Here is a 12,666-nt window from a genome sequence, read left to right on the forward strand (position 1 = left end):
GTACCGCTTGCCGGGTCACCAGCCGGAGGCGGTGTAGACCACGGAGTTGATCTTCGGGTCGCCCCAGGCCAGCTCGCTCAGCAGGCTGAACGCGCCCGCTTCCGGGTCGATCAGCTCGATGCCGCGACGCGCGTACTCGCGGCTCAGCTCCTCGCTGACCATTCCGCCGTGACCGGCGCCCGGCGCCCACGGGCCCCAGTGCACGGTCAGGCAGCGGTTGCCGGTCCCGGCTGCCCACCGGGCACCGATCGCGTCGATCGCGTCGTTGGCCGCGGCGTAGTCGCCCTGCCCCCGGTTGCCGTAGGCCGCGGCGATGCTGCCGAACAGCACCACGAACCGGGGCGCCGAGGCCAACTCGTCCAGCCCGGCCAGCACCGACCGGGCACCGTCCACCTTGGTTCCGAACACCCGGGCGAACGAGGCGGGATCCTTCTCCGCGATGAGCTTGTCCTCGATCACCCCGGCGGCGTACACCACGCCGTCGACCCGACCGTGCGTACGCTCGATGTCCAGCAGCAGGCTCCGGGTCGCCGCCGCGTCCCGTACGTCGAGGGCGTGGTAGCGCACCTCGCCGCCCAACTCCCGCAGCTCGGCGATGGTCGCCTCGACCTCGCGGGCGGCCAGGACCGCCTGTGCGGTGCGCTCGATCTCCGCCGGTGAGCGCAGGCCCCGACGGGCCAGCGCGGCCCGCAGCGCCGCACCGTCGCGGGCCGGCACCAGGTCCGGATCCTCCGGCCCGTCCGGCAGCGGGGTGCGGCCGACCAGCTCGATCCGGCACCGGCTCGCCGTGGCGACCGCGCGGGCGAACCACGGCGTGATCCCCCGCGCACCGCCGACCAGGACAACCACCGAGTCCCGGTCGAGCCCGATCGCCGCCGCCTCGGCGGCACCGTCACCGGCCGGCCCGGCGCCGCTGGTCGCCACCGCGCCGAGGGTCACCGGCGCGAGGTCGACCGTGGACCGCTCGGTTTCGCCGCGTACGACGACCGGGGTGCCCCCGCCGACCAGCAGTTCGTCGAGCAGGTGGCCGGCGACCCGCTGCGGATCGGCCCCACCGTCGACCTCGACGTACCTCGCCGTGACCTGCGGATACTCCCTGGCGATGGTACGGAACAGGCCGGCGAGCCCATCGGTACGCGCGCTGCCGCCGACCGGTCCGGCGGCGAGCAGCCAGCGCGGTCCGGCCGCGAGCGCCCGCTTGAGGAACGGGAAGATCTCGGGCAGCAGCGGGGCTCCGGTGCCGGTCAACCCGTCGAGCAGGATCAGCCCGTCGAAGCCGGAGAGTTGTCCGGCCTGCTTCTCGTCCAGCACACCGGTCTGCCCGCCGGCCCCGTGTTCCTGGAGCAGTTCGGCGACGTATCCCAGCGCCGGGCTGGCCCCGGTGATCAGGAACCTGGTGCCGGCGAGTACGTCGACCGGCTGCCCGGCGAGCGTGGTGTCGGTCGCCGCTTTGGCCGGCACGGCGAGCACCGTCGTCTGCGGCAGCAGCCGCTTCGGCGTGATCCCCGCCCGGACGGGGGCCGGCACCGGCGCCGGCGCGGTTGCGGTCACGCTGGCGGTTGCGGTCACCGCGGCGGTCGCGGTCAGCGCGCGGGGGGCGGGCGGGGCGGTGAGCGTGCCGGCGCCCGACGACCCGGTCGGGGCGGCGTCTGCCTGCATCTTCTGGTTGAGCCAGTCGACCATGGTGCGTACGGTGCGGGCCTTGACCAGGTCTTCGAGTTCGGCTTCGTCGCCCTCGACGGCGAGGCGCAGGCGTGCGGCGACCTCTCCGGCGACTTCGGCGCGTTTGATGGAGTCGATGCTGAGGTCGGCTTCGAGGTCGAGGTCGAGTTCGATCAGGTCGACCGGGTAGCCGGTGCGTTCGCTGATCACGTCGAGGATGGCGCTCTGGAAGTCGGGTCGGGCCACCACGATCGTGCCGGTGGCGACCATCCCGTTGCCGTTCGCCGATCCGCCCGCCGAGCCGAGCACGGCGGTCGCGTGGATCACCGTCGGGCCCGCCGTGGACCGCATCTTCTGGTTGAGCCAGTCGACCATGGTGCGTACGGTGCGGGCCTTGACCAGGTCTTCGAGTTCGGCTTCGTCGCCTTCGACGGCGAGGCGCAGGCGTGCGGCGACCTCTCCGGCGACTTCGGCGCGTTTGATGGAGTCGATGCTGAGGTCGGCTTCGAGGTCGAGGTCGAGTTCGATCAGGTCGACCGGGTAGCCGGTGCGTTCGCTGATCACGTCGAGGATCGCGCTCTGGAAGTCCGGCCCGGCGACAGCCCCCGGCGCGACGGCGACCTCGACCGCGCCCGCCGGTGCGACCGGGGCCACGGCGGCGGGCGCGGCCGGCGGCGCGGCCACCATCGTCGTTGCCGTCACCTGGGCGATCTCGCCTCCGACACCCGGCAACACCACCGGCGGGTACGCCTGGGACGGCTGCCACACCAGCCGCCCACCGGCACCGTCACCGAAGTAGGCGAGCATCACGTCCCGCTGTGAGGCGATCATGTCCCGACTGGTCCGGAGGAACTCACTGAGCAACTCGTCCCGGCCGTCCCGGCCACCGAGGCCGGTCCCGTTCGCTGCGGTCATCGACAACTCCTTGATTCGTCGTGGCGGCGTCATCCCGCCGGGCAGGCTGTTTCCGAACTGGTCGCGTACGAGCTGGCCGTCGACCGTCCAGATCGGGCGCCGGGCCGGCTCGGTCGCGCCGAGGTCGGCGGGTTCACGGCCCTGGTACAGCCAGCCGGTCCGGACCGGTACGCCGGCACAGGCCAGTTCGGCGACGGTGAGCAGGAAGCCGCGCAGCCCCTCGTCGGGACGCGGCTCGGCGGCCACCGCCAGGTGCGGCCGGTCACCGAGCACCGCCCGGACGAGCTTCGTGAGGACCTGACCGGGTCCGGCCTCCACGAACGTGCGGGCGCCGCTGGCGTACATCGACTCGATCTGCTCGACGAACCGGACCGGCGCGCCGATCTGCGCGGCGAGCTGCTCGCGTACCTGGTCGGGGTCACCGGCGTACGGGGCGGCGGTGCGGTTGGACCAGACCGGGATCGCCGGTTCGCGTACCGGTCGGGCGGCCAGCGCCTCGGCGAACCGGGCGGTGCCACCGGCCACCACCGGACTGTGGAACGCGCACGCGACGGCCAGGCCCCGGGCCGACAGCCCGGCCTCGCGCAGCGCCGCCACCGCCGAGCCGACCGCCGGTGTCGGACCGGAGATCACCACCTGGGTCGGGGCGTTCCGGTTGGCCAGCACCACCTCGCCGGCCAGCCCCGCGTCGGTGAGCACCCGGTCGACCTGTTCGACGGTGCCGGTGACCGCGGCCATGGTGCCCGGATCGTCGCCGGTGGCGGCGAGGATGGCGTCGGCCCGCTGTCGGCTGAGCGCCAGCAGGGTCTCCGGGTCGAAGGCGTCGGCGACGCAGAGCGCCACCAACTCGCCGTAGCTGTGCCCGCCGGTCAGGTCGGGCCGGATGCCCAGGCGCCGGAACAGGTGGTCGACGGCGAGGCCACCGATGCCCAGCACGGGTTGGGCCACGCGGGTGTCGCGTACCCGGTCCTCCTGCGCGCGGGTCGTGTCGGCGTCGAACGCCGCCGGTGGGAAGAGCAGGTCCGCCCACTCGGCGCCGAGACGCAGGTAGTGCCGCAGTTCGGGGAAGGCCACGAACAGTTCGGCGAGCGCGCCCGGCCGCTGGCTGCCCTGTCCGGGGAAGAGGAACGCCACCTTGCCCGGCTCCGGCTGCCCGTCGTCGGGTGGTTGGACCAGCCCGCGCGCCGGGTCGTGCTCGCCGGCGAGTGCCCGGTCGAGCAGGGTGGCGAGTTCGTCGCGGTCGCGGGCGACGATCGCGATCCGGACCGGGCCGGCGCGGTGGTCGGACTCGTCGGCCAGGGACGCGGCGAGGTCACGCAGGGTCCACGGCCGGCCCAGCTCGTCGCGGGCCGACAGTTTCTCCACCAGCTTGCCGGCCCGGACCCGGGCGGCGGCCCGGTCGACGCCACGCAAGCAGAACAGCTCCGCCGGCCAGGTCCGCCGGGTGTGCCGGGGCTCCGGGCTGTTCGGGTACGCGCTGAGCACGGTGTGGAAGTTCGTGCCACCGAAGCCGAACGCGCTCACCCCGGCCAACCGCTGCGCCGCCGGGGCGACCCACGGCCGGGCACCGGTGTAGAAGGTGAACGGGCTGCGGTCCGGGCTCCAGGCCGGGTTGGGGCGGGTCAGGTGCAGCGTCGGCGGCTTGACCCCGGTGTAGAGCGCCAGGCTCGCCTTGATCACGCCGGCCAGGCCGGCGGCGCACTTGGTGTGCCCGATCTGCGACTTCACCGAGCCCAGCGCGCAACTGCCGGGCTCCGCGCCGGCCTCGTCGAAGAACCGGGTCAGCGTCTCCAGTTCGGTACGGTCGCCGACCACGGTCCCGGTGCCGTGCGCCTCGACCAGGCCGATCTGCTTCGGCGAGACACCGGTGCGGTGGTAGGCCCGGTCCAGCGCGCGCCGCTGCCCGCTCGCCCGGGGGGCGGTGAGCCCGAGCGCCCGCCCGTCGCTGGAACTCCCGACGCCCTTGATCACGGCGTAGATCCGGTCCCCGTCGCGTTCGGCGTCGGCCAACCGCTTCAGTACGACACACGCCACCCCCTCACCGAGGGCGATGCCGTCGCCGGTGCTGTCGAACGTACGGCACCGGCCGGTCGGGGAGAGGGCGTGCGCGGAGGTGAACATCAGGTAGTCGTTGATGCCGTTGTGCAGGTCGGCGCCACCGCAGATCATCAGGTCGCTGCTGCCGGCACTGAGCTCCTTGCAGGCGGCGTCCATCGCGGCCAGCGACGAGGCGCAGGCGGCGTCGATGGTGTAGTTGGGCCCACCGAGGTCGAGGCGGTTGGCGACCCGGCCGGCGATGACGTTGGCCAGCACGCCGGGGAAGCTGTCCTCGGTGACCGTGGGTAGCTGGTCCTCCAGCTCGGCCGGCACCTCACCCAGGTAGGCGGGGAGCATGGTGCGCAACGTCTGGGCGTGGCCCATGTCGCTGCCGGCCTCGGCTCCGAACACCACCCCGGTCGCGCTGTGGTCCACGCCGGCCGCGTCGTACGGGTAGCCGGCGTCGACCAGCGCCCGGTGCGCCACCTCCAGGGCGAGCAACTGGGTCGGGTCGATGCTGCTCAGCGCCGCCGGTGGGATGCCGTAGCGGATCGCGTCGAACGGGACCGGGTCGATGAACCCGCCCCACCGGGAGACACTGATCCGGCCCGTCTGTCCGGGGCCCACCTCGGGTGCGTAGTAGGTGTCGACGTCCCAGCGGTCGGCCGGCACCTCGGTCACCGCGTCGGCGCCGCCGAGCACGGTCTGCCAGAAGCTGTGCAGGTCGGGGGAGCCGGGCAGGATGCAGGACATTCCGACGATGGCGATGTCCAGCGGAGCCGGCGGCTCCTCGACCGGTACGGCCGGCGGGGTGAGTTCGGCGCGCAGCGCGGCGGCCCGTACGGCGTGGAACTCCCGCGCCTCCGTGGTGACCTGTGCGTGCAGTTGGGCGACCGTGGTCGGCGCGTGCCGCAGCACGGCCACCTGCCCGGCCATGAACATCCCCTCGACGGCCTGGACCGCCTCGTCGACCTCGACCAGGCCGGTCTCCTCGCGGCGGACCCCCTTGCTGGCGATCCGCAGCCGGCCGACGTTGAGCAGCTCCAACTGTTCCCAGACCTGGCGGTTCTCCACGCCGGCCGATTCCAGTTCGTCCCGTACGCCGTGGAAGTCGTCGACGAACGGGCTGGGCAGGCAGCGGGTGGCGTGTCCCGGGGCGGTTTCCAACAGCGAGGTGCCGGTGGCGGCGATCGCCTCGCGGTGGAACAGCGGCTGGATCGCGCCCTGCTCGACCGCCTCGCGGGTGAACAGGTAGGCGGTCCCCATCAGCAGGCCGATCCGGGCGCCGCGCCCGGTCAGCGGTGCCGCCATCGCCGCGACCATGGCCGCCGACCGCGCGTCGTGGATGCCACCGGCGAACAGCAGTTGCAGCGCCGCCGCGTCCTGCGGTGCGTCCGCCAGGTGTTCGTCGAGGACCAGCAGTTGGGCCTCCCACAGGGGAAAGCTCGCCCGTGGTCCGACGTGCCCGCCGCACTCCGCGCCCTCGAAGACGAACTTGCGCGCGCCCGAGCGCAGGAACTGCCGCAGCAGCCCCGGCGACGGCACGTGCAGGAAGGTGTTGATCCCCTCCTGTTCCAGCACGGTGGCCTGGGCCGGCCGGCCACCGGCGATGATCGCGCAGGCGGGTTTGACCTCGCGGATCGCGTCGAGTTGTGCCGCGCGCAGTTCGTCGGGGGCGAAGCCGAGCACGCCGACGCCCCAGGGGCGGTCGCCCAGCCGGTCGGCGGTCTCCCGCAGCACCCGGCGGGACTGTTCGGCACCGGACAGGGCGAGCGCGATGAAGGGCAGCGCGCCGTCTTCGGCGACCGACGCGGCGAACGGGGCCTCGTCGCTGACCCGCGTCATCGGGCCCTGCACCACCGGTATCCGTACGTCGAGGGCGTCGGCGAGGGCGGCGCCCGGCGCCAGCGCGTCTCCGGCGGCCGATTCGGCGATCGCTTCGAGCAGGGTGGTGCGGATCGCGCGTACGGCCGCGGCGGTGTCGGGCCAGCGCCGGGCGAAGACGGCGGCGAGCCAGCCGTCCTGGCCGATCGGGAGCAGCGGCGAGGAGGTGTCGTGCGGTCCACCGCTGCGGATCCCGCGTACGCCGTCGACCAGCACCGTCTCGGATCCGTCCAGCCGCCGGACGGTGCTCCGGACGTCGTCGCGCAGTTCGGCCTCGGGCATCAGGATGAGCTGGCTGTCCAGGACGACCCCGGTCGCGCCGCCGATCAGGCAGGCGACGGCGGTACGGGGACCGATGCCACCGGCCACCCAGATCGGCAGGTCGATGCCGTCGGCGGCGGCCAGTTGCTGGAGCAGGACGAACGAGCTGAGCTCGCTGACCTTCCCACCGCCCTCCATGCCGCGCGCGATGAGCCCGTGCGCCCCGACGGTGGCGGCCCGGCGGGCTTCGTCGAGGCTGGTCACCTCGACCAGCACCCGGTACCGGTCGACGATGGTTGCCAGGTCCCACGGTGTGTCCAGCGGTACGACCACGAGGTCGACCCGACCGTTGCCGGCCCGGTCCACATCGGCCGGTGTGGCGGCGCAGCCGGCCGGCACCCGTACGCCGATCGGCTCGTCCGACCCGGCGGTGGCCTGGGCCAGGCTGGTGAGTGTCCAGCTGTCGCCGGAGGCGAGGTCCAGGACGCCGTGACCGCCGCCGTGGCGGGCGGCGGTGGCGATCCCGGGACTGGGTTCGAGGAGGCTACCGGCGCTGATCGCGATCACCAGATCGCGCGTGTTCGGTGCAGGGCTCATCGGACTCCCACTTCATGGGGCGGCGGTTTCTCGGGCGCGACCGAATGAATCAAATGATCAACCGAGGGGACCCGTAGCTAATTGGCGCCAATCGATCTCGCGCTCCAGTTAAGTTAGGGGAGCTTGGTTACAGGCCAGTTAAATCTCTCTAACTTGCGTACGGGGCTGTGTGTTTTTCCGGCAAGCCCGCCCGTGCGCCGGACATCTGACGGCCGTCGGTGGCCCGCCGTGCTCGGTCTGTCAGGAGCTGGGCTGTTATCTGGCCGCCGTCGGTCCGATCTGTTAAATACCGACCTACTTTGATTGCGAAGATGTTACCTGCCACCCGAAAAGAGTGACGTCCGTCACTATCTTGTTGCCGTTGTGAATTGTGAAAGCATTCTTGTTCGGTCGGTTTGGTTCGCAGAACCATTCCTATCTGGTGGGTATGAAAATGGTACGGGCACGCCTCGCCGAATTGGTCCGGAACAGCGAGTGGGAGGGAGGTGAATCGGCCGATAGAAGGCCCGGCGGCCGCCTGTGCGGCCCCGGTCGCCGCCGCTGACCGACCGGCACCCGGCACCGTTCGTCCCACCCCCGCTTCCACCTCCCCCCGACGAACTGGTGGTCCCTCATGCGCAAAATCCTCCTGCTGGCCCTGGTCGGCCTCGGCGCGCAGCTGGTTGACGGCAGCCTCGGCATGGCCTATGGCGTGACCTCGACGACCCTGCTGCTCGCCGTCGGCGCCCATGCCGCCGCCGCCTCGGCAACCGTCCATCTCGCCGAGATCGGCACCACCCTCGCCTCGGGCGCCGCCCACTGGCGGTTCGGCAACGTCGACGCGAAGGTCGTCGCCCGGATCGGCATCCCCGGTGCGGTCGGTGCCTTCGCCGGAGCCACCTTCCTGTCCAGCCTCTCCACCGAGTCGGCGGCTCCGATCATGTCGCTGATCCTGCTCACCCTCGGTGGTTACCTCCTGGTCCGCTTCACCGCCTTCGACCTGCCGAAGGGGAACGTGGGCAAGCCGCTGCGCAAGCGGTTCCTCGGTCCGCTGGGCCTGGTCGCCGGCTTCGTCGACGCGACCGGCGGCGGTGGCTGGGGGCCGATCGGCACCCCGGCGATCCTGGCCAGCGGTCGGCTCGAACCACGCAAGGTCATCGGATCGATCGACACCAGCGAGTTCCTGGTCGCCGTCGCGGCGAGCCTCGGCTTCCTGGTCGGGCTCGGCGCGGAGAACATCAACCTCGGCTGGGTCGTCGCGCTGCTCATCGGCGGCGTGGTCGCCGCACCGATCGCGGCCTGGCTGGTCCGCAAGGTCCCGCCCCGGGTCCTCGGCTCCGCGGTCGGCGGCATGATCGTCCTGACCAACGGTCGGACCCTGCTCCGCAGCGAGTGGCTCGATGCCCCGACCGCCGTCCGCTACGGCTGTTACGCGCTGATCTGTCTGGTGTGGGCGGCGGCGGTCACCCACTCGATCCGCCAGCACCTCGCGCAACAGCAGCGGCAGCCGATCACGGTCGGCGGCGACCCGAAGCCCCGGACGGACTGAGTACCCGGCGCCGGCCCGCCGCTCCGGCGGGTATCCGCGTCCCGCCGGCAGCCGTAGCCGGTCCGCGCGGAGGACGACCGGTCGGACGATCCTCGCATCCCTGTCCCGGACGGCACCTACGATGAGATGCGAGGCTCGTCGCCGCCGGACGACCCATCGACCACCGGTCGTCCGGTCGGCGGCCGCGCCGCTGAAAGGAAGAACCGACGATCGTGATCCGCCCGGACCAACCCCCGCCCCGACGCTTCCCGCTGGCGGTCGTGGCCACGCTGACGCTTCTCCCGCTCGCCGCCTGCTCGGCCCCATCGGCTGCCCCACCGTCGGCCGCCCCGCACTCGGCCACACCGACGAGTTCCGCCCCGACCAGCCCGACGCCGGCCCAGGGGTCACCGGCGCCGCCGGTGGATCCCCGGTTCGCCCGACTTGAGGCGAGCTTCAACGCCCGACTCGGCGTCTACGCGGTCGACACGGGCACCGGTCGCACCGTCGAGCACCGTGCCGACGAACGGTTCGGCTACGCGTCGACGTTCAAGGCACTGGCCGCCGGCGCGGTGCTGGCCGGGACGACCACGGCCGAACTCGACCAGGTCGTCCGCTACACGTTCGCCGACCTCGTCGCGCACTCGCCGATCACCGAGCGGCACGTGCGCGACGGCATGACCCTGCGCGCGGTGGCGGACGCTGCCGTACGCTACAGCGACAACACGGCCGGCAACCTGCTGCTGCGTCGACTCGGCGGCCCCGACGGCTTCGAAGCGGCGCTGCGCGCCCTCGGCGATCGGACCACCGAGGCCGCTCGGGTCGAGACCGCGCTCAACGACGTCAGGCCGGGCGACGACCGTGACACGAGCACCCCTCGGGCTCTTGCCACGGACCTGCGGGCGTACACCCTCGGCGACGCGCTCTCCGCCGAGGACCGCGCCGTGCTGAGCGGATGGCTGCGAAACAACACGACCGGGGCGAGACTGATCCGGGCCGGCGTTCCGGCCGGCTGGGTGGTCGGCGACAAGACCGGCACCGGTGCCTTCGGCACGCGCAACGACATCGCCGTGGTGTGGCCGCCCGACGGTGCCCCGATCGTGCTCGCGATCCTGTCCGACCGGGACGAGGCGGGCGCCGAGCCCGACGACTCGCTCATCGCACAGGCCGCGACGGTGGTGACATCGCTGTTACGGCCGCCTCCCGCGACCCGGTGACCGACCGGTCGCCCGGCCCGCTCCGGGTGTCCGTGCCGCGCCCACGCACGGCCGCCGTCGTCGGGTCACGCGAAGTCGCCGTCGTCGGGTCACGCGAAGTTGCCGTCGTCGGGTCACCGGCGCCGAGCGGGAACCGTCGGTCACCGTCGCGCGTCTGCGGCTCCGGGTCACCCGGCCACGGTGGACGGCGTGCGGACCGCCGCCGGTGCCCGCAGCCGCGCGGTCGCGAACCCGGCGACGCCCTCGGTGAACCCGATCCGGGCGCGGAAACCGATCAGCTCGGCCGCCCGGGTCGGGTCGGCGACCACGTGCCGTACATCGGCCGGGCGGCCGCCACCGACCACCATCGGCGTCGGGCCGTCCATCGCGGCCGCCAGTTCGTACGCCAGTTCGCCGACGGTGCGCGGCTCGCCGGAGCAGACGTTCAGCGCCACCAGCCCGTCCGGTGCCGGGGTGGTCAGGGCCAGCAGGTTCGCCCGCGCCACGTCGCCGACGTGGACGAAGTCGCGCCGTTGCCGCCCGTCCTCCAGCACCCGGGGCGCCTGCCCGGCGGCCAACGCCGACCGGAAGATCGACGCCACCCCGGCGTACGGGGTGTCCCGGGGCATCCTCGGTCCGTAGACGTTGTGGTAGCGCAGCGCCCAGACCCCGCCGCCGGTCTGCCGGGCCCACGCCCCGGCCAGGTGCTCCTGGGCGAGCTTGGTCGCGGCGTACGCGCTGCGCGGTTCCAGGGGCGCGTCCTCGGGCACCAGGCCGGGGGCCAGTGTGCCGCCGCAGGTGGGGCAGGTCGGGTCGTACCGGTTCGCGGCGAGGTCGACGGGGCGCCGGCCCAGCGGGCGGACCACCCCGTGTGCCGCGCAGTGGTACCTGCCCTCGCCGTAGACCACCATCGAACTGGCCAGCACCAGCCGGCGTACGCCCGCCGTGTGCATCGCCGCGAGCAGGTGCGCGGTGCCGAGGGTGTTGTGTCCGGCGTACTCCGGGGCGTCGGCGGGGTCGAGACCGTGGCCGACCATGGCCGCCTGGTGACACACCGCGTCGACTCCGGTCAGCAGCCCGACCAGCAGCCCACCGTCGCGTACGTCGCCGACGACCAGCCCGTGCCGCCGGGACCAGGACGGCACCTCACCGCCGTGGGCCTGGGGCAGAAGCGCGTCCAGGGCCACGACCTCGTGCCCGTTGTCGGCGAGCAGGTCGGCGACGTGGGATCCGATGAACCCGGCCGCACCGGTGACGAGTATCCGCATTCCGGTCACCGTATGGCCCGTACGGCACCCCTGTCCGCCGATCGACGCAAACGGTGGCTCGACCGCCACGACGCCGACCCGCCCGTTCACCAGTAGAGGGTCGTCGAGACGGTGAAGCCGGCCCGGACCGGGTTGGGGGTGGTGAACGAGAAGACGTCGCCGTACCACGGCGGTGGTGTCGGAGGCGGTGGGATGGGGCGACGCCACCACCAGTGGAACCACCACCAGATGTTGTTGCCGCACCAGGCCGCGTACACGTAGTCGTCGACGACGGTGAGCGAGACCGGGCCGCCCGGTCGGGCGATTCCGGGCTGGCTGGCCGGCGCCGGCTCGGTCCATCCGCCGGTGAGGTTGCTCGCCACCCGGATCGCGCCGTCGGCACCGGCGAAGAAGACGGCCAGCCGGCCGTCGGTGAACTGTGCCGCAGCGAGGCGGGCACCGGCCGGCACCGCTCCCACCCCCGAGACGGCTACCGGCTCCCACGGGTCCGGAAGGGCCCCGGAGGCGAAGCCGACCCACCACAGTCGGCCGTCCTGGCCGGTGAAGAACGCGTGCGGGCTCGTGGTGGAGACCGCGGCGACGCCGCCACCGGGTGAGGCCACGCCCGGTGGACCGGCCGGGACCGTGGTCCAGGTGCCGGTGGTGCCCCGCCAGATCGAGTGCAGCGTGCCGTCCGCGCCGACGAAGACGACGCCCGGCAGGTAGGACTGCCGGGTCGCGGCGACCACCGCGCCGGGCGGCGCGACACCGGTCGCCGAGATCCGCCGTGGTCCGGCCCCGGGTCGTACGCGCTGGACGTACGAGGCGCTGTAGATCGCCCCGTCGTTGCCGACGAAGAAGGCGTGCACACCGTCCTGGGTGCTGACCGAGCTCACCTGCCCGCCCGGCGGGGCCAGACCGGCGGCCCCGTCGAGGAAGATCGTGAACCCGGAGCCGGCGGAGTTGGTGGTGCCGGCGACGAGCCCGCCCTGGTTGCCGATGACGAACGTCGCGACGTTCCCGTCGGGCTGCCGGGCCGCGCTGACACCCGCGCCCGGCGGGGCGATCACCGCGTTGCTGACCGGACCCGACGCGCCCGACGACCCGCCGGGCGTACCCGAGTAGAGGCGGCCGTCGGCGCCGATCGTGAAACTGACGAGTTGTGACGGTGCGAGCGGAGCGGCGCGCGTGGGTGGTGCTCCGATCGGTGCGACGGCGGTGGCCACTGCGACGCCGACCGCCACCGCGATTCGGAAGCGTCTGGTGTGGTTCTTACTCACGGAGGTCCCTTCGCTGCGAACACGAACCGGAGACAACAGGTTCGCCACCCGGACGCCCCGATCGCCAGACATCGAGAAAA

The 12,666-nt window shown here is 73.0% G+C and carries 5 protein-coding genes; 2 read left to right on the top strand and 3 right to left on the bottom strand.

What is annotated here, in order from left to right; all coding sequences use genetic code 11:
- Positions 1 to 15: 15 nt before the first annotated feature.
- Positions 16 to 7,356, bottom strand: a complete 7,341-nt coding sequence (locus ACZ6QQ_RS09760; RefSeq protein WP_465875535.1) for an SDR family NAD(P)-dependent oxidoreductase — start codon at positions 7,354 to 7,356, stop codon at positions 16 to 18.
- Positions 7,357 to 7,969: 613 nt separating this feature from the next.
- Here ACZ6QQ_RS09760 and ACZ6QQ_RS09765 point away from each other — a divergent pair.
- Both ACZ6QQ_RS09765 and bla read left to right on the top strand, forming a co-directional pair.
- Complete coding sequence (locus tag ACZ6QQ_RS09765; RefSeq protein WP_465875536.1) at positions 7,970 to 8,884, top strand: sulfite exporter TauE/SafE family protein; 915 nt, start codon at positions 7,970 to 7,972, stop codon at positions 8,882 to 8,884.
- 215 nt (positions 8,885 to 9,099) lie between these two features.
- Positions 9,100 to 10,080, top strand: a complete 981-nt coding sequence (gene bla / locus ACZ6QQ_RS09770) for a class A beta-lactamase (RefSeq protein WP_465875868.1) — start codon at positions 9,100 to 9,102, stop codon at positions 10,078 to 10,080.
- A gap of 167 nt (positions 10,081 to 10,247) precedes the next feature.
- Here the strand turns inward: bla and ACZ6QQ_RS09775 are convergent, their stop codons facing one another.
- Both ACZ6QQ_RS09775 and ACZ6QQ_RS09780 read right to left on the bottom strand, forming a co-directional pair.
- Positions 10,248 to 11,327, bottom strand: a complete 1,080-nt coding sequence (locus ACZ6QQ_RS09775; protein ID WP_465875537.1) for an NAD-dependent epimerase/dehydratase family protein — start codon at positions 11,325 to 11,327, stop codon at positions 10,248 to 10,250.
- 86 nt (positions 11,328 to 11,413) lie between these two features.
- Positions 11,414 to 12,586, bottom strand: coding sequence for a PLL family lectin (locus ACZ6QQ_RS09780; RefSeq protein ID WP_465875538.1), 1,173 nt, complete (start codon positions 12,584 to 12,586; stop codon positions 11,414 to 11,416).
- Positions 12,587 to 12,666 lie beyond the last annotated feature (80 nt).

The sequence above is a fragment of the Micromonospora sp. NPDC049529 genome (assembly GCF_055586685.1).

What these genes read in the sequence shown, in the direction of transcription:
- ACZ6QQ_RS09775 (WP_465875537.1), bottom strand. Translation starts at nt 11,327, where the DNA reads ATGCGGATACTCGTCACCGGTGCGGCCGGGTTCATCGGATCCCACGTC.
- ACZ6QQ_RS09760 (WP_465875535.1), bottom strand. Translation starts at nt 7,356, where the DNA reads ATGAGCCCTGCACCGAACACGCGCGATCTGGTGATCGCGATCAGCGCC.
- ACZ6QQ_RS09765 (WP_465875536.1), top strand. Translation starts at nt 7,970, where the DNA reads ATGCGCAAAATCCTCCTGCTGGCCCTGGTCGGCCTCGGCGCGCAGCTG.